Here is a 17,465-nt window from a genome sequence, read left to right on the forward strand (position 1 = left end):
AACCCGGAGCAGCGCGCGCGCCTCGCGCCGGGGGAACGGCGGCTGGTCGAGGTGCAGCTGACGCCGCAGCGCCGCGGCGACCTGCAGGCGCACCACGTCACCGTCCGGTCGCTGGGGCCGCTCGGGGTGGCCGCGCGCCAGATCACCATCGCCCTGCCCGGCCGGCTGCGGGTGCTGCCGCCGTTCCATTCCAAGCGTCACCTGCCCTCCAAGCTGCGCAAGCTGCGCGAACTGGACGGCCGCGTGGCGGTGCAAATCCGCGGGGCCGGCACCGAATTCGATTCGCTGCGCGACTACGTGCGCGGCGACGACGTGCGCTCCATCGACTGGCGCGCCACCGCCCGGCGGCAGGCCGTCGTCGTCCGCACCTGGCGTCCCGAACGCGACCGCCGGGTGGTGATCGTGCTGGACACCTCCCGCACCTCGGCCGCACGGATCGAGGACGAGCCGCGGCTGGACACCGGAATCGAGGCGTCGCTGCTGCTGGCCGTGCTCGCCGAGCGCGGCGGCGACCGCGTGGATTTTTTGGCCTTCGACCGGCGGCCGCGGGCCAGGGTCGCCTCCGCGGCCAAGGGCAACCTGCTCAACCAGCTGGTCAACGCCATGGCCCCGCTGGAACCGGAACTGATCGAAGCGGACTGGTCGCAGATACCCGCGGAGATCCACGCCCTGTCCTCGCACCGGTCGCTGGTGGTGCTGCTGACCTCGCTGGACTCCGGGGCGGCGGAGGAGGGGCTGCTGCCGGTGCTGGCCCAGTTGACCGCCAAGCACACCGTGGTGGTCGCCTCCGTCAGCGATCCGCACGTGGACCGGCTGCGCGCCGTCCGCGGGACCGCCGACGACACGTACCGGGCCGCCGCCGCCGAGCGTGCCGTGCTGGAACGGGCGGCAGTCGCCGCGCAGATCCGCCAGTTCGGCGCGGAAGTGGTGGACGCTCCCCCGCACGAACTGCCGCCTCAACTGGCCGACCTGTACATCCGGCTCAAAGCCGCCGGACGGCTGTAACCGCCGTGGACCCCGCCACCGGCCTGCCTGGCCGGCCCGCCTCCCGACCCGGATGGTGATGCAATGGTTTCCGTCTACCAGATGGCCCTGGGGCCGGACTTTCCCCGCCTGGCGCCCGAACTGCAGGAATACTTCTCGCTCGCCCCGCCGGCAGCGGACGACGGCGGACACGAAGCCCGGGGCATCGGGTCCGGCCTGTTCGACGTCGCCGGCTGCCCGGTTCCGGCGCTGCGGCCGTTCCTCGGCCTGACCAGCGGCGACAACGCCTTGTTCCCCGAGTACCAGCAGAATGTGCCCTTCAGCATCGAGAACCGGGCTTCCCTGAACGCCAGCGGCCAGCCGGAGCTCACCGCCGTCAGGACACTCAGCTTCGACGACCGGACCCGGATCGTGGAGGACCGGACCAGCTGGGACGACGATCTGCGCCGGCCCGTCGGTGCCCTGGGCCGCAGCGGTCGCCTGCTGACGGACGTGGCGTGCTCGGTCGGTGCCGACGGCCGGATGCGCCTCGCGTCGCGGCGATGCCGGATATCAGCCGGCCCGCTCACCATCGGGCTTCCGCTGCTGCTGGATGCCGCGGCCTTCACGGAACAGTGGTGGGATAGGTCCGAGGGCCGTTTCCGGATCCGGACGAAGGTCATCCAGCGCCAACTCGGCACCGTGCTGGAATACTCCGGATCCTTTACGTACGCGGTGCACGCCTAATCGAAGTCCAACACAGCGCCGAATCCGGGATTCTTTGCCGGCCGCCCGCCGCCGGCTCTTGTCGGAACCGCCCCGGTCGGAGCCGCTCCGGGCTCATGCCTCGGCGACGACCTGGTTCAGGGCGTCGGCCGTCTGGGTGAGCCGCTTGACCACCGCGCGCGCCGTCTCCGGTGAACGTCCGGCCAGGCCGGCGGACGGCGTAATCCTCAACCGCGGCAGCCGCGTCAACGGCAGGCCCAGCTGCCGCCAGGGACGGACGACCGCATCTACGAGCGCGCTGACCTGCGGAACGGCGCCTGCGGCCGGGTCAATGATGCCTGCCCACACGGTCCGGTCCGCTTCCACCGCGGCGGCGATGGTTTCCCACTGCCGGGTGGTCAGGGCACCGGTGGGGAGGGCGACCCCGTCCAGTCCGCTGCCGGCCACGGCGTCGAGAGAGGAATCGGCGGCAGGGACCAGGGCGACCACCTCCACGGCTCCGGCATCGCGCAGTGCGGCGGCCACCAGGTCCCAGGCGGCGGAGGCCTCCGTTGCCGCGACCGCGCGCAGGGTGCGGTATCCGCTGGCCGTGGGGATGGTCCCGGCCAGCACGGCATCGAGCTCCGGTTCCTCGAGCTGGACCACCAGTTCCGTGCCGGCCGGCAGCGCGGCCCTGACGTTGGCCAGGTGTCCGGCCGCGCCTGCCGCGAGCGACTGGGCGAGGTCCCGCCGGGCGCCGGCGTCGATCAGGGCGCGTTCGCCGTTGTGCAGGTGGAGGTTGGCGGCCAGGGACATCGGTCCGCGCATTTGGATCTTGAGTTGGCTGCCGGGGCGGTCTTCGGCGCCGACCACATCGGCCAGCACGTTCAGGTCGGTCCGCAGCGCGGACACGGTCCTGCGGTGATCCTGCCCCGGACGGTCCACCAAGCGCCAGCCGTGCGGCTGCAGATCGATGAACAGCCCCTCCAGCATGCCCGCGGTTCGTGCGGTCGGATCCGACCCGGCGCCTCGGTCCGGCAGCTCGACCAGATGCGGCAGGTTCGGCTCGCCCAGTTCACCGCGGACGATGCGCGCGGCCTCGGCTGGTTCCGTGCCGGGCCAGCTGCCCAGCCCGGTGGCGCTCACGTGGGCGGGCCGCCCGGGCCCGGCAGGCACGTCGGCGGCAGGCCCGTGGGAACCGGCGGCCATGTCAGTTGCCGCCGTTGTGCTCGTCGGAGATGGCCTGGTGGTGCCTGATGACCTCCGAAATGATGAAGTTCAGGAACTTCTCGGCAAAGGCCGGATCCAAATGCGCTTCTTCGGCCAGCCGCCGCAACCGGTTGATCTGGGCGGTCTCGCGGTCGGGGTCGGCCGGCGGCAGTTTGTGCGCGGCCTTCAGGTACCCCACCCGCTGGGTGGCCTTGAACCGCTCGGCGAGCAGATAGACCAGCGTCGCGTCGATGTTGTCGATGCTTCCCCGCACCGCCAACAGCTCCGCCATCACCTCGGGCGCCACCTGATCGGAGAGGGAGCTGGCGGTCGGGTCGTAATCATCGGCAAGGCGGGGGTCGGTCATGCCACCAGTTTATGGTTCGGCCCGCGCGGGAGGTGCACCGGTTACCGCTCTGTGAAGCACCGCCCGTGACGCGGCCCGCGCCCCCGGCCCGCGTCACGGGCCCGCGTCACGGGCCGGCGTCCCCGGCCCCGGCCCGAAAGGACGACCGCCGCCGGCGCGGCCCGGACGAAGGGGTCCCGCGCCGGGCGGGCCCTTCATCTAGGAAACGTTGGCCGGGTCCCAGCTCAGCGAACGCGCCGAATCGATGGTTGCCTGGCCCAGCACCCTGGTTCCTTGGTAGAGCACCATGGTCTGGCCCGGGGCCACGCCGCGCATCGGTTCGATGAGGGTCACGACCAACTGCTGCCGGCCATCCTCGCCAACCTCCGCCTGCGCCCGCGCCGCCACCGGGTCGCCGTGCGCGCGGACCTGCACCATGCAGTCGAACTCGGTGTGCGCCTCGACCTCGGGCAACGGCAGGCCCGCCCAGGAAACCTTGATGCCGCGCATCTGGTCGACGGCCAGCAGGTCCTCGGGTCCCACCACCACCTTGTTCTCCTTGGGCCGGATCTCCAGCACGAACCGCGGCTTGCCGTCCGGGGCGGGCCGGCCCAGCTTCAGTCCGCGGCGCTGGCCGACGGTGAACGCATTGGCGCCCTCGTGTTCGCCGACCACCTGGCCGTCCTGGTCAACGATGGATCCCGATTCCATCTCGATCTTTTCGGCCAGCCAGCCGCGGGTGTCGCCGTCGGAAATGAAGCAGATGTCATGGCTGTCCGGTTTGTTCGCCACGGAGAGCCCGCGCGCCGCCGCCTCGGCGCGGACCTCGGCCTTGGACGGCGTTTCGGCCAGCGGGAACATCGAGTGTTTGAGCTGCTCGTGGGTCAGCACGCCCAGCACGTAGGACTGGTCCTTGGCCCAGTCGGCGGCGCGGTGCAGTTCGCGGTTGCCGTGCTCGTCCTCGATGACCTTGGCGTAGTGGCCGGTACACACCGCGTCGAACCCCAGCGCCAGAGCCTTCTCCAGCAACGCGGCGAACTTGATCCGCTCGTTGCAGCGCATGCAGGGGTTCGGCGTCCGGCCGGCGGCGTATTCGGCGATGAAATCGTCCACCACGTCTTCCTTGAACCGCTCGGAGAAATCCCAGACGTAGTACGGGATGCCCAGAATGTCGCAGGCACGCCAGGCGTCACGCGAATCCTCGATGGTGCAGCAGCCCCGGCTGCCGGTGCGCAGGGTGCCGGGCATCCGGCTCAGGGCCAGGTGCACGCCCACCACGTCGTGGCCGGCCTCCACCGCCCGTGCCGCCGCCACGGCGGAGTCCACGCCGCCGCTCATCGCTGCCAGTACCTTCATGAATTCGTTTCCCTACTGATTCGTTGTCGTGTCCCCGCGGCCGCCACGTTCCGTGCACCCCACCGCACCTGCCCGGTCCGCCGAGGCCTCAGCCGAACTGCGTGCCCGCGGTCTGGATGCTGGAGACGTGGCCGGCCATCCCGGCCTTCCTGGCCCGCGCGTATGCCTCCGGCAGCGCCGCCACCAGTGAGTCAACGTCTGACTCGGTAGTTGTATGCCCGAGCGTGAAGCGCTGGGCCCCGCGGGCTTCTTCTTCGCTCAGCCCCATGGCCAGCAGGACGTGCGACGGCCGGGGCACTCCCGCGGTGCAGGCCGACCCGGTGGAGGACTCCACGCCGGCCAGATCCAGCAGGAACAACAGCGAATCGCCCTCGCAGCCCGGGAAGGTGAAATGCGCGTTGCCGGGCAGCCGCAGGCCCTCGTGCTGCGGATCCGGAGTGCCCCGCAACACCGCCTCCGGCACGCCGCGCGCGACGCCGGCGATGAGCCGGTCGCGCAATTCCGCCAGCCGTGCGGCTTCTTCCGGCAACTGCCCGACGGCGGCCTCCGCGGCCGCGGCGAAGGCCGCGATCGCCGGGGTGTCCAGGGTGCCCGACCGGATGTCGCGTTCCTGGCCGCCGCCGTGCTGGACGGGCGTCAGCTTCACGTCCCGGCCGACCAGCAGCGCACCGACCCCCACCGGGCCGCCGATCTTGTGCCCGCTGATGGCGAGGGTGTCCAGCCCGGAGGCCTTGAAATCCACCCGCAGGTGGCCGAACGCCTGGACGGCGTCCGAGTGGACCGGGATGCCGTGCGGCTGCGCGGCGGCGACTATTTCTGCCATCGGCTGGACGCTGCCGACCTCGTTGTTGGCCCACATGACGGTGACCAACGCCACGGCCGCGGGGTCGGCTTCGATTTCCCGCCGCAGGGCCTCGACGGAGACCACGCCGTGGGCGTCGACCGGCAGCCAGACCGCCTCGGCGCCCTCATGCTTCGCCAGCCATTCCACCGTGTCGAGCACGGCATGGTGCTCCACCGGCGAACACAGGATCCGCCGCCGCCGGGGGTCGGCGTCGCGCCGGGACCAATACAGGCCCTTGACGGCAAGATTGTCGGCTTCGGTACCGCCGGACGTGAAAATCACCTCGGACGGATGCGCCCCGGCCGCGGCGGCGATGGTCTCGCGGGCGTCCTCGACCACCCTGCGGGCACGCCGGCCGGAACCGTGCAGCGAGGAGGGGTTTCCGCTGCGGCTGAGTTCATGGGTGAGTGCGGCCAGGGCCTGCGCCACAAGGGGCGTGGTCGCCGCGTGGTCAAGGTACACGGGCACGCCAATATTTTACATGCCCCGGTGCGCCTGGTTTCAGCCCGTCGCCCGGCCCCGGGAGGCTCGAAGCCCGCAGGCGGTTCAGCGCCGGTTGATCCTGGCGCAGCAGAACGGCCCGTCCGGATCCGCGGCGACGCCGTGGGACTGGTCCGCGCAGCCGGCCAGCATCCCTTGCAGCAGGGCGAGGTTCAGGCCGCATACCGTTTCCGTGTGGCTGCGGGCCAGCAAGTGGAACGGGCAGTTCCCCAGCGCGAAACCGGCCGCGTCCGGCAGCGGCCGGTAGCCCGCCGCGGCGAGGGCTTCCGCCAGGCCGCCGGCGCCGGCCCCCAGCTCGCGGCCCTTGGCGCGGGCGGCCTCGGCCACCAGTTCGTGCGCCGGGCGGGCGGTCCTGGCCGATTCCTCGACCGCCGTGGCCAGCAACTCGCCGGCCAGGCCGTAGGCACGTTCCGGCACGGAGGCCGATACTTCCGGCACCGCCGCCGCGTACACCTTGGCCGGCCGGCCGGAGCCCGGCCCTGATTTGCCGCTGAGTTTCCTGAACTCGATGCTCAGCAGTCCGTGCCCGGCGAGCGCGTCCAGTTGGAGGGACACGGTGCTGCGCGGCAAATCCAGGGCGGCGGCTGCCTGGTCCCGGGTCACCGGTTCGGCGCTGTAGCGGACGAATTCGAAGAGGCGGCGGCGGACGTCGTCGCCCAGGGCCGAGACGGCGGGGAGTCCGGGTGGCGGCTGGTCGGCCATGGGGTCCTTTCCGCTGGGGGGGGGGGTGCATTGACTTATCCGGAACCGGTTTCTAAAGTCGGATGTACCCATTTTAGAACATCTGGCCCTGCCCCGACAGGCAGCTGCCGGTGCTTCCATCAGATCGGCGGCCAGGGGGCGGACCCGCCGCGTGCCCGCCGGCACATGAAGGAGCGCTGCCATGGCTGGGAAACCGATCGTCATCGCCGGGGCCGGCCTGGCCGGTGCGACAGCGGCCAGGGAGCTGCGCAGCGGCGGCTTCGGCGGCGAGATCGTGCTGGCCGGCGCCGAGGACCAGCACCCTTATCTTCGTCCGCCGCTGTCCAAGGGCTTTCTGGCGGGCCGGGAGGATGAACAGTCGGGGCTCGTGCAGCAGCCCGACTGGTATGCGGAGCACGGCGTCCAACTGTTGCGCGGCACCACGGTGGAATCCTTCGACCCCGCTGCGCGTACTGTCTCGCTCGCCGATGCGGGCACCCTGGAGTACTCGCAGCTGTTGCTGGCCACCGGGGCATCGCCGCGCAGGCTGGAACTGCCCGGCGCCGGGCTGGGCGGCGTGCACTACCTGCGCACGCTGGCGGACAGCCGGGCCCTGCACGCCGTGCTGGCTTCCGGGGACCAGCGGCTGGTCGTGATCGGCATGGGCTGGATCGGCATGGAGGTTGCGGCCACGGCGCGCCAGCTCGGCAACGAGGTCACGGTCCTGGGCCGCGGCGACATCCCGCTCGCCCCCGCCCTGGGCGACGCCATCGGCAGCATCTTCGCCGATACCCACCGCCGCGAGGGCGTCCTGCTGCGCACCCGTCGCTGGCCGGTGGAAATTTTCGGCGAGGACGGCAACGGCGGGGAGGGCAGGGTCGCCGGCATTGTCCTGGACAACGGCGAGCGCCTGCCCGCCGACCTGGTCCTGGTGGCCATCGGCGCCGTCCCGAACACCGCCTTGGCCGAAGCTGCGGGGCTGGCCGTGTCCAGCGGCATTGACACCGACCAGACCCTGCGCACCTCCGCCGAGCATGTCTACGCTGCCGGCGACGTTGCCCATGCCTACCATCCCGGTTACGGCCGCCCGCTGCGCAGCGAGCACTGGGCGAACGCCCTGGCCCAAGGGAAGACCGCCGCTGCCGCCATGCTGGGCCAGGACGCGTCCAACGACGACATCCCGTACTTCTACACCGACCAGTTCGGGATCGGCATGGAGTACTCCGGCTATTTCCCCTGGTCGGCGCGGGGCGAGCCGGTGTTCCGGGGCAACCACCAGGACCTGGACTCATTGGAGTTCATCGCGTTCTGGCTGCGCGAGGGCAAGGTGGTGGCTGGTATGAATGTAAATATCTGGGACGTCCAGGAGCCCATCCAGGACCTGATCCGTTCCGGCCGCAGCGTCGATGCCGCGGACCTGTCCAATCCCGACAAGGAGCTGACCAGCCTGTGAGCCAGCCACTGACGACGCGGTCGCCGTCCAGCGCCTTCCTGCCCGAGCTGTACCACCCGGTGCACGACTTCGGTGTCCGACGGATCGACTTCCGCCGCCAGGTGGCGCTGATGGCCATCATCAACCGCACCCCCGACTCTTTCTACGACACCGGCCGCACCTTCACCCGGCGGGCCGCCATCGACGCCGCCCTGGCGGCGGTGGCCGCGGGCGCGGACTGGGTGGACATCGGCGGCGTGCCGTTCGCCCCGGGCCCGGCATTGTCAGCGCGGGAGGAAGCCGAGCGGGTTGTCCCGGTCATCGAGACCGTGCGGGCCGGTTCGGACGCCATCATCTCCGCCGACACCTTCCTGCCCGAGGTGGCCGAAGCGAGCATCCGCGCCGGAGCCAACGTCATCAACGACACCACCGGATTGCACCACCCGGAGCTGGCGGCGGTCGTGGCGGAAGGCGGGGCGCATCTGGTCATCACGCACTCGCTCGCCGCCCCACGCACCGTCTTTCCCCGCCCCCGTTACGACGACGTGGTCGACGACGTCGCCGGGTTCCTGCGACGAAAGGTGCAGCTGGCCCTGGACCTGGGCATCCCGGCCGGGAAAATCATCGTCGACCCGGGCCACGACCTGAACAAGAACACGCTGCATTCGTTGGAAATCACCCGGCGCTTTGCCGAAATCGCGTCCCTCGGCTACCCGGCGCTGGCGGCGGTGTCCAACAAGGACTTCATCGGCGAGACGCTGGCGCAGCGCAAGCAGGAACGGCTCTCCGGCTCGCTGGCCGCAGCGGTCATGTGCATCATGAACGGGGCGCGGATCCTGCGCATGCACAACGTCGCGGAAGCCAGCTCGGCCATCCGCATGACCGAGGCCGTGATGGGCTGGCGGGAACCGTCCTGCCTGAGGCACAACATGGGCGACGTCAACGAACCGGCGGCGCCGTGACGCGCCCGATCCGGCGCCTCCTGCCGCCTGGGCCGGAGCAGGCTACCGACCAGCAGCTGCTGGCCTGGTACGGCGATCTCCCCCGCTCCGGCCCGTGGGTCCGCTTCAATTTCGTGGCCAGCCTGGACGGCGCCTCGACCTATGCCGGCCGCTCCGGAACCCTGGGCGACGAGGTGGACCAGCGGGTGTTCCTGCTGTTGCGCAGGCTGGCCGATGTCCTGGTGGTCGGTGCCGGAACGATCCGGGCCGAAGGCTACGGCGGCGAGCTGCTCTCGGCGGAGTCCCAGGCCTGGCGCCTCGCCCGCGGCATGAGTGCGCATCCGCCTGTCGCCGTGGTCTCGGCGTCGCTGGACCTGGACCCGGGCAGCGCATTCTTCACCGCCGCGCCCGTGCGGCCGATCGTGTTGACCAGCGCCGCGTCGCCCGCGACCCGGCGCCGGGCGCTGGAACCGGTGGCCGACGTGCTCGACGCCGGCACCACCAAGGTGGAACCGGCGCGGGTGGTGAAGGCGCTGGCCGCCCGCGGCTACGAGCAGATCCACAGCGAGGGCGGGCCGCTTCTCTTCGGCAGCTTCCAGGCGGCGGGGCTGGTGGACGAGCTGTGCCTGACGATCAGCCCGGTGTTGGCCGGCGGGGCCGCCAAGCGGATATCCGACCATGTTCCCGGCGCGCGCGAGTCGCTGCAGCGGCTTCAACTGCGGCAGGTGCTCGAGTCCGGGTCGATGCTGCTGTTGCGTTACACCGCCGCGGACAGCGCACCGGGGACCACGTCCACGGACACCGGCAGCCTCCCCACCCGCTCGCCGTCGGCGTAAGCGGTGACGCCGGCGGCCTCCAACCGGACCGTCCTGACCCGCTCGATGCGGACGGCCGGATGGCCGAGGTGCCGGCCGGCGTAGACGCGCGGAAAGATGCCGACGAAGGCCCGACGGGACAGTGGCGAGACGATGAACAGATCCAGCAAACCGTCGTCGTACGCCGCCCCCGGCACAATGCGCATCCCGCCGCCAAAGGAGCGGCCGTTGGCCACGGCGACGAGCATCGCGTCGACCTCCCGCGGCACGCCGTCCACGACGAGGCTGTAGCGGATGGGCCGGAAGGAAGCGAGTTCGCGCAGCATGGCCAGCGGATAGCGCAGCCGGCCGCGGGGGAATTTCCAGCGGTTGGCACGGTCGTTGACGGCCGCATCGAAGCCGGCCGAGAGCACCCCGGCGAACCAGGCCGTGGACCCGTCCGGATGCGTCACCCGGCCCAGGTCCACCCTGCGCGGTTGCTCCAAGGCGTGCAGGAAATGCCCGACGGCGGCGGCCGGCCCGGCGGGCAGGCCGAACAGCCGGCCAAAGTCGTTCCCGGTGCCCGCCGGCACGATGCCCAGCGGAACCTGTGTGCCCGCCAGCGCGTTGACTGCTAAGTGAACCATTCCGTCACCGCCCACCACCAGGAGGGCGGAGACCCCGCGGCGCAGCGCGCCGGCGACCAGGTCGGCGAGCGCGGCCCCCGTTTCCGCCCGCAGCTCGACGGCGGGGCGGCCACGCCGGGCGAGCTCGGCCATGACCTCCGCTCCCGCACCGGCGGCCGTTCCAAAGGACGCACGGGGGTTGACCGCGACGGCGATCGGCGCAGAGGACGGCAGCGAGGTCACAGCAGATCATTGTGGCATCGCGGCGGCCCGCGGTCGCGGTACGACACAGGCGGCCGGCGGTTACACTTGGCTTCGCGCAGGACTCCCGAGACCCGACAGAGAGGCGGCCGGTGATTCCCCTATCCCACTACGACGTCCTGGGGTTGCCGGTTAATGCCACGGCGCACCAGATCAAGGCCGCGTACCGCCGGGCCGCCCGCGCCACGCACCCGGACCATGGCGGGGATGCCGCCGAGTTCCGCCGCGTCAGCCAGGCCTACGAAGTCCTCAGCAACCCGCAGGCCAGGTCCCGCTACGACCGTTCCTACGGTGCCGCCGGCCCGGGCGCCCCGACGGACAGCACCGGAACCTTCGCGGCCGGCCCCGGCCCCCGGCACTCTGCGCCCGGACAACGCGGGCCGTCGGCGTCGGACTCCCCCGTCTATGTTCCCGCCTACGGCTCCCCGGACGGGTCCCCTGCATTGCCGGAGAACATCGCCCGCCAACACATCCATGGGGCGCCGCGGAAGCGTGGCATCTTCGGCGCCGGGGCCCGACTGCGGCGCGAGGCGCTGACGGCGCAGCTGATCAGCCGGCAGATCCTGCCGGCCATCCCGTCCGCACGGCTGGTCAACGGCTTGCACTCGCCGGCGGACAACGGCTTCATCGACCACGCGCTGTTGGCAGGCTACCGGCTGGCACTGATTGATTCGATGCTGCTGCCGCGGGGGAATTTCCGCTGGGACGGCCGCACCCTGCACAAGGACGGACGGATCGTGGAACCGCCGAGGCTGGCACCGGCGGTGCGCAGGATGCAGGAACTGTTTCCGGAACTCAATGTCACCGGTTGGACGGTGATCCACTCCGCCGACGGGAACCTCCACGAACCGGTCATCGATTACACGCGCGGCTACGACCCGGACGGGATCGTCCCGGTGCACGTGGTCAACGCGGCGCGTCTGGTGCGCGAGCTCAAACAGTTCCTGTCCTCCGGCCCGGCGCCAAACACCGTGCACGTCCCCTCGCTCGCCAGGTTGCTGGGCGGCATGCACGCCTGACGGCGTGCTTCCCCGCCCGCCCGGGTGCTGCTCCGCCCGCCAGCCCGGATGCCGGGCCGCGGCTGAGGCGCGCTTAGGATGTAATCCGTGTTCCGCATCCTCTTCTACGCCCCCGAAATCCCCGGCAATACCGGCAACGCCATCCGGCTGGCCGCGGTCACCGGAGCCGAACTGCACCTGGTCGAGCCGCTGGGCTTCACCTTCGAAGACTCCAAGCTGCGCCGCGCCGGGCTGGACTACCACGATCTTGCCGTGGTCCGGGTCCACGCGGATCTGGAGGCTGCGTGGGACGCCCTGCAGCCGGAACGGGTCTTCGCTTTTGCGTCCGACGGGGAGCGCTCCTACACGGACGTCGCCTACGCTCCCGGCGACGTGCTGATGTTCGGGCCGGAGTCGGTCGGTCTGCCGGCATCGGTCAAACAGGATCCGCACGTCACGGCGCGGCTGCGCCTGCCCATGCTTCCGTCGCTGCGGTCGCTGAACCTGGCCAACGCGGCCTCCATCGCCGTCTATGAGGCGTGGCGGCAGCACGGTTTTGCCGGGGCCAAACTGTAGCGCCGACGCGGTTCGGTGCGGCGGCGTGTCGGGCTGGACCCTGCCTTCGGCGGGGACGGATAGACTTGAATGATATGGATACGCCCCAGCCATCTGATCGCCTGGCCAGCCCCGGTAACTCCCCCGGGGACAACGACTACGCACCGGATGACGATGCCTCCGTGCTGCACGCCGACCAGCTCACCGGCGGATCGGAAGACGCCGAGCGGCGGCCGATGCCGGCCGTCACGAAGTGGCTGCTGCTTGCCCTGGCCGCCGTCGTCGTGGTGGTGGGGGCCATCGCCGTAGCGAAAACCGTGGGCGGAACCTCGGACCAGGACGTCACGGCTGCCGCGGACGTCGTCGCCAGCCAGCAGGAACTGGAGGGAGGCGGCACCGTGGACGCCTCGGTGTCGCTCCGCGAGAACGCCGCCGTCCTGACGTTCCACGGCGTCCAGGCGTCCGAGGGGCGCACGTACCAGGTCTGGCGGCTTCCGGCGGACGGTTCGGCGCCGGTGTCGGCCGGCACCATCGACGCCGCCGACATCACCTCGGGCAAGCCGGTGGTTATCGACGGCATCTCCACCAGCCGAGAACTGGCCGTCTCCATCGAGGCACCCGGCGGAGCCGAATCGCCCCGCCTGCCGTTCGCCGTCGTCATTCCGCTCGCCACGCCGTAGCCCGGCGCCGCCGGCCACCTGCCGAGGCACGGGCACAGGCACCCGCGCGGCCTGCCACCGTGACGCCGTGGGGGCGCAGGTCTCCCACCGGGCCGGCGTGAGCGGGAGATCGGCCGGCGGCCTGCGGCCTGCGTCAGAATCCGGCGATGGTTTCCGGGGTATTGATTTCCACCACGTGGAAGGCCTCGGCGCTGCGTCCGGGCAGGCCGCCGCGCATGGCGTTCTCCGCCAGGTTCTGGCGCACGCGGGCGTCCATGGCGGCCAAGTCCGGGTGTTGGCTCGCGTGGATCCTGATGGCGGCCAGCTTCGTGTCGACGTGGTCGGTGATGTCCACGTAGTGGTTCTCGCGTTCCCGCGGCCCGCCGTAGAACCACAGGAACGGCACCTTGTAGGCGGCCAGCCCTGCCTCGAGCAGTTCGGGATAGGCGTACGGGTTTTCCACGGCCGGGTAGATCGCGCGGGTGACGATTTCTCCGCAGGCCAGATGGTCCGGGTGGCTCTTTTGAATGCGGTCCCAGGCACGCTCCGGGTGCATGGACAGCACGATGTCGGGCCGGATGCGGCGCATCAGCTCCACCACCTGGCGGATCACCTCGTGGGTGGGCTCCAGGTAGCCGTCGGGCTGATGCAGGAAATGCAGGTCGGTGACGCCGGCCAGCGCTGCGGCCTTGGCCTGCTCGGCCGCCCGCAGTTCGACGATGCCGGCGCGCTGGGCGTCGTCAAAGCCGCCCGCGTCGCCGTCGGTCATGATGCAGTAGCTGACTTCCACGCCCGCCGCGGTCCAGCGGGCAATGGTGCCGGCGGCCCCGAAGTCCAGGTCGTCGGGGTGCGCGGCAAAGACCAGGACGCGTGCTGGCTGGAATTCCTCAACCGTCACCGCCGCTAGCCCTTCCGCCGGCGGATCTCGGCGGCGGCCTGCGGCAAGACGGTGGCCAGGTCGCCCACGATGCCAAAGTCGGCGATCTCGAAGACCGGCGAGTCGGCGTCGTTGTTGACCGCAACAATCACCTTGGCGGTCTGCATGCCGGCCTTCTGCTGGATGGCCCCGGAGATGCCCGCGGAAATGTAGAGCTGAGGCGAGACGGTCTTGCCGGTCTGGCCGACCTGCGCCGAGTGCTCGATCCAGCCGGCATCGGTGGCGGCCCGGGAGGCACCCACCGCCCCGCCGAGCGCGTCGGCCAGGTCTTCGATCGGCGCGAAATCGCCGCCGGTGCCGCGGCCCCCGGCCACGACGACGCGTGCCTCGGTCAGGTCAGGACGGCCGGTGGCGGTCTTCTCGGTGCGTTCGGTGATCCGGGCGGCGGGGCCGAAGTCCCCGGCGTCGACCGTCACGACCTGCGGCGCCGCCGCCTGGGCCGCCGGAGCCTCGGCCACAACATTGGCCTTCACGGTGATGACCGGCGTGCCTTCGGTGACGTTGGCCTGCACGGTATAGGCGCCGGCCAGCACGCTCTTGGTGACCGTCAGGTCCGCCGAGACGTCGATGGCGTCGGTGATGACCCCGGATGACAGTTTGATGCCGGCCCGTGCGGCGATCTCCTTGCCTTCGAACGTGTTGTCCAGCAGCACCGCGGCCGGAGCGGCCTGGCGCACGGCCGCCGCCAGAAAGGCGGCCTTCGGGGCCACCAGGGCGCCGTCCACGTCCGCGGCCGGCAGGTAGACGGTGCCCACGCCGTACTCCCCGAGCTCGGTCCGCAGGGCGTCGGTGAGATCGCCGTTGAATGCTGCCACCGGTTCTCCGATGCCGCGGGCGAGCGTGAGCAGTTCCCGGTGGATCTTGTGCAGGGCGTGGCCGGGACGGTCGATGAAGACAAGAACAGTAGTCATGGTGCCGATATCCTTCGCGGTTTCCGTGGCGGACTAGAGCAGGTTCTGGGCGGCCAGGAAGTCCACCAGGCGGATCCCGGCGTCGCCCTCATCGGTGATGATGGTGCCCTGCGACCGCGGCGGCCGCGCTTCTGCCTTGGCGACGGCGGTCCAGGCACCCGCCGTGCCGACCGCGCCGGGTTCGATGCCCAAATCCGCCAGCGACACGGTGGCCACGGGCTTTTTCTTGGCGGCGATGATGCCCTTGAAGTTCGGGTAACGCGGTTCGTTAATCTGGTCGGTGACCGATACCACCGCGGGGAGTTCCGCTTCCAGGCTGTCGGCGTGGGTATCGCCGTCCCGACGGGCGCGCACGGTGGTCCCGTCGACCTCCAGGCTGGCGGCGAAGGTCAGCTGCGGCAGGCCCAGGCGCTCGGCCAGCTGCGCCGGAACCAGCGAGGTTTCGCCGTCGGTGGATGCCATCCCGGTGAGCACCAGGTCGATGTCGCCGAGGCTGCGGACGGCGGCCGCCAGCACCAGCGACGTCCCGGCGGCGTCCGAGCCGGCCAGGGCATCATCGTTTACGTGCATGCCTTCGGTGGCGCCGATCTGGAGCGCCTTCTTCACGGCGGTGGCCGCTGCTGCCGGGCCCATGCTCAGTGCGATGACCCGGTTGCCGGCCTTCGGGCCGCCGCGCTCCTCCGCCAGCTGCAGGGCGGCTTCGATGGCGTATTCGTCCAGTTCGGACAGGATGCTCTCCGAGCGGTCCACCGTTGCCGGATCGCCGGTCAGGTGCCGGTCGAACTGTGCGTCCGGTACGTGCTTGACCAGCACCACGATGTTCAAGGCTGTGCCTGCTGCTTTTTGCATCCTCGCTGAACTTCCTTCCGCCGTCCACGGCCCGCGCGGGTGTTGCGGGCCGCTGCAAACACCCTAACCTTACCGGCATCGCCGCGGCGGTAAACACCTGCGGGGCCGCCGCCTGCGCCACGGCAAACCCCGCGGCGGTAAACACCTGCGGGGCTGCCGTTGTGCGCCGCCCCGGTGAGGGCTGGTGCCTCACCGGGGACGTGCGGTCAGGCCTGGCCTTCGCCCAGGGTCACGTCGACGGTGCGTTCTTCGCCGCCACGCAGGTAGGTGACCTGCACGGTGCTGCCGGCGGCGTGTTCGCGGATGGCCGCGGTCAAGGACTGGCTGTCGTCAATGACGCGGTTTTCCACCCGGGTGATGACGTCGCCCTTTTGCAGGCCGGCCTCCTTGGCGGGCGATCCCTCAACCACCTCCACGACGGCCGCCCCCACCGAGAACTGGGTGTTGCCGGAGGAGTTGCCGGAGGGCTTGGCCGTCACCGTCACACCGAGTTGGCCGTGGCTCGCCGTCCCGTCTTCGATCAGGTCCTGGGCGATCCGCTGCGCGTAGTTGCTGGGGATGGAAAAGCCCACGCCGATGCTGCCGCTGTCTTCGCCCGAGGAAGCGATGGCCACGTTGACGCCGATGACCTCTCCGTTGGTGTTCACGAGCGGACCGCCCGAGTTGCCATGGTTGATCGCCGCATCGGTCTGGATGACATTCAGGAAAATGCTGCCCTGGTTCGAGGACCGTTCCTCGCCGGGGAACTGGAAGTTCCACTGGTCGCCCGGGCCCGGCTGGGCACTGTCGCCTGAATTCTCCGGCACGGCGGAGGACGAGACGCTGATGGTGCGGCTCAAGGTGGACACGATGCCGTCGGTGACGGTGCCCGCCAGGCCCAGCGGCGCTCCGATGGCAATGGTGGTGTCGCCGACGTTGAGCTTGTCGGAGTCGGCAAACGTCGCGGGCGTGAGGCCCTTGGCATTGATCTTGATCACGGCCAGGTCCGACAAGGGATCGGTGCCGACCACCTTGGCCTTGTGCACGCCGCCGTCGCTGGTGCGCACCTCGACGTCGGGATTAGCCGTCTGGCCGCCCAGCGTCACCACGTGCGCGTTGGTGAGGATATGCCCCTCCGTGTCCAGGGTGATGCCCGATCCTGATCCCCCGGTGTTGCCGCTGGCCACCGAGATCGTCACCACGCTCGGCGAGGCCTTGGCCGCCGCGGCGGTGATCTCGTTGACCGAGTCCGTGTTGTTCACGATCAGCTGCTCCGGACCGCTGCCGGTGATGGAGGTGCCCGCCGAGCCGTCCGCCAGCGCCTGCGAACCCACGGCGACTCCACCGCCGGCCAGGCCTGCCAGCAACATGCCGGCGATCAGCGTCCCGGTGCCAAAGCGTTTCCTGGTGCCCGCCCCGGCACGCTGCCCGCCTGCCGGGTTTCCGTAGCCGTTCCCCTGCCCGTGGCTGCCGCTCCCGTATCCGGGGGTGTGGCCCTGTCCCCCGTAGCCGCCTGAACTGCCCGCGTTCTCCGGGCCGTAGGACGGCACGGCATACTGGCCAAACGTGCCCGGGGCGTGCTGGCCGTACTGAGGCTGCTGCGGGGTGTGGTGTTGGGGCTCCTGCCGGGCCTGGTCTTGCGCCGAAACCTGCCGCGCAGCTTCCGGTGCCGGGCGACGGAACCGCTGGGTCTCGTCGGTTGCCGCCGGCTGCTCCCCGGCACGGAAGGCCGGCGGATTCTGCGGCAACGGTGGCATCGGCCGGGCGGGCCGCTGCTGCGGCTCCTGGTTGTTCTCGCTCATGGCAGGTCCTTTCTTGGTCTGCATTCCACTATGCACGGCTTCGCTGGGATAACGTCGCACGTTTCCTGTAAGGAATCTGGAAACCAGCCGTATGCCGGCGACGGGGCGCGGCCCCG

The 17,465-nt window shown here is 70.7% G+C and carries 18 protein-coding genes; 8 read left to right on the plus strand and 10 right to left on the minus strand.

Annotated elements, in window-relative coordinates; all coding sequences use genetic code 11:
* On the plus strand, positions 1 to 1,005 hold a 1,005-nt coding region (locus AC5RUH_RS11600; protein ID WP_494128635.1), incomplete at its 5' end, for a DUF58 domain-containing protein.
* A 63-nt stretch (positions 1,006 to 1,068) separates the two neighbouring features.
* A complete protein-coding gene (locus tag AC5RUH_RS11605) occupies positions 1,069 to 1,710 on the plus strand; it encodes a DUF4166 domain-containing protein (protein ID WP_494128636.1) in 642 nt (213 codons plus the stop codon).
* A 93-nt stretch (positions 1,711 to 1,803) separates the two neighbouring features.
* Here AC5RUH_RS11605 and AC5RUH_RS11610 read toward each other — a convergent pair whose 3' ends face one another.
* From AC5RUH_RS11610 to AC5RUH_RS11630, 5 genes are all read right to left on the minus strand, one after another.
* Positions 1,804 to 2,877, minus strand: a complete 1,074-nt coding sequence (locus tag AC5RUH_RS11610) for a uroporphyrinogen decarboxylase/cobalamine-independent methonine synthase family protein (protein WP_494128637.1) — start codon at positions 2,875 to 2,877, stop codon at positions 1,804 to 1,806.
* 1 nt (position 2,878) lies between these two features.
* Entirely contained in the window at positions 2,879 to 3,244 is a 366-nt protein-coding gene (locus tag AC5RUH_RS11615; RefSeq protein ID WP_494012522.1) for a chorismate mutase, read from the minus strand.
* A 198-nt stretch (positions 3,245 to 3,442) separates the two neighbouring features.
* Positions 3,443 to 4,579 carry a tRNA 2-thiouridine(34) synthase MnmA gene (gene mnmA / locus AC5RUH_RS11620; protein WP_494012523.1) on the minus strand — a complete coding sequence of 379 codons (1,137 nt, stop codon included), beginning with the start codon at positions 4,577 to 4,579 and terminating at the stop codon, positions 3,443 to 3,445.
* Positions 4,580 to 4,667: 88 nt separating this feature from the next.
* Entirely contained in the window at positions 4,668 to 5,891 is a 1,224-nt protein-coding gene (locus AC5RUH_RS11625; protein ID WP_494012524.1) for a cysteine desulfurase family protein, read from the minus strand.
* A 78-nt stretch (positions 5,892 to 5,969) separates the two neighbouring features.
* A complete protein-coding gene (locus AC5RUH_RS11630) occupies positions 5,970 to 6,626 on the minus strand; it encodes a helix-turn-helix transcriptional regulator (protein WP_494128638.1) in 657 nt (218 codons plus the stop codon).
* A gap of 181 nt (positions 6,627 to 6,807) precedes the next feature.
* Between AC5RUH_RS11630 and AC5RUH_RS11635 the strand changes: the two genes are divergently transcribed.
* From AC5RUH_RS11635 to AC5RUH_RS11645, 3 genes are read left to right on the plus strand one after another with little or no spacing between them, the layout of a single operon-like run.
* Positions 6,808 to 8,058 carry an NAD(P)/FAD-dependent oxidoreductase gene (locus AC5RUH_RS11635; protein WP_494128639.1) on the plus strand — a complete coding sequence of 417 codons (1,251 nt, stop codon included), beginning with the start codon at positions 6,808 to 6,810 and terminating at the stop codon, positions 8,056 to 8,058.
* On the plus strand, positions 8,055 to 8,999 hold the full coding sequence (gene folP, locus AC5RUH_RS11640) for a dihydropteroate synthase (RefSeq protein ID WP_494128640.1): 945 nt from the start codon (positions 8,055 to 8,057) through the stop codon (positions 8,997 to 8,999). Before AC5RUH_RS11635 ends, folP begins: the two co-directional genes overlap by 4 nt.
* Entirely contained in the window at positions 8,996 to 9,814 is an 819-nt protein-coding gene (locus tag AC5RUH_RS11645) for a pyrimidine reductase family protein (protein ID WP_494128641.1), read from the plus strand. Before folP ends, AC5RUH_RS11645 begins: the two co-directional genes overlap by 4 nt.
* Here AC5RUH_RS11645 and AC5RUH_RS11650 read toward each other — a convergent pair.
* Positions 9,736 to 10,641, minus strand: coding sequence for a diacylglycerol/lipid kinase family protein (locus AC5RUH_RS11650; RefSeq protein ID WP_494128642.1), 906 nt, complete (start codon positions 10,639 to 10,641; stop codon positions 9,736 to 9,738). The genes AC5RUH_RS11645 and AC5RUH_RS11650 overlap by 79 nt on opposite strands.
* 110 nt (positions 10,642 to 10,751) lie before the next feature.
* Between AC5RUH_RS11650 and AC5RUH_RS11655 the strand changes: the two genes are divergently transcribed.
* The 3 genes from AC5RUH_RS11655 (at position 10,752) to AC5RUH_RS11665 (ending at position 12,892) form a co-directional block, all read left to right on the plus strand.
* Positions 10,752 to 11,678: a J domain-containing protein gene (locus AC5RUH_RS11655; protein ID WP_494128643.1), complete on the plus strand. Its 927-nt coding sequence runs from the start codon at positions 10,752 to 10,754 to the stop codon at positions 11,676 to 11,678.
* An 87-nt stretch (positions 11,679 to 11,765) separates the two neighbouring features.
* Entirely contained in the window at positions 11,766 to 12,233 is a 468-nt protein-coding gene (locus AC5RUH_RS11660) for a tRNA (cytidine(34)-2'-O)-methyltransferase (RefSeq protein ID WP_494012531.1), read from the plus strand.
* A 74-nt stretch (positions 12,234 to 12,307) separates the two neighbouring features.
* Positions 12,308 to 12,892 (plus strand): anti-sigma factor, encoded by a 585-nt coding sequence (locus tag AC5RUH_RS11665; RefSeq protein ID WP_494128644.1) that lies wholly within the window; start codon positions 12,308 to 12,310, stop codon positions 12,890 to 12,892.
* A gap of 133 nt (positions 12,893 to 13,025) precedes the next feature.
* Here AC5RUH_RS11665 and AC5RUH_RS11670 read toward each other — a convergent pair whose 3' ends face one another.
* From AC5RUH_RS11670 to AC5RUH_RS11685, 4 genes are all read right to left on the minus strand, one after another.
* Positions 13,026 to 13,769: a PIG-L deacetylase family protein gene (locus AC5RUH_RS11670; protein ID WP_494000242.1), complete on the minus strand. Its 744-nt coding sequence runs from the start codon at positions 13,767 to 13,769 to the stop codon at positions 13,026 to 13,028.
* Positions 13,770 to 13,774: 5 nt separating this feature from the next.
* A complete protein-coding gene (locus tag AC5RUH_RS11675; protein ID WP_494128645.1) occupies positions 13,775 to 14,719 on the minus strand; it encodes an electron transfer flavoprotein subunit alpha/FixB family protein in 945 nt (314 codons plus the stop codon).
* A 33-nt stretch (positions 14,720 to 14,752) separates the two neighbouring features.
* Positions 14,753 to 15,568, minus strand: a complete 816-nt coding sequence (locus tag AC5RUH_RS11680) for an electron transfer flavoprotein subunit beta/FixA family protein (RefSeq protein ID WP_494000244.1) — start codon at positions 15,566 to 15,568, stop codon at positions 14,753 to 14,755.
* Positions 15,569 to 15,774: 206 nt separating this feature from the next.
* Positions 15,775 to 17,349, minus strand: a complete 1,575-nt coding sequence (locus AC5RUH_RS11685; RefSeq protein ID WP_494128646.1) for a S1C family serine protease — start codon at positions 17,347 to 17,349, stop codon at positions 15,775 to 15,777.
* Positions 17,350 to 17,465: the final 116 nt, after the last annotated feature.

This window comes from Arthrobacter sp. Y3223166, assembly GCF_059090935.1.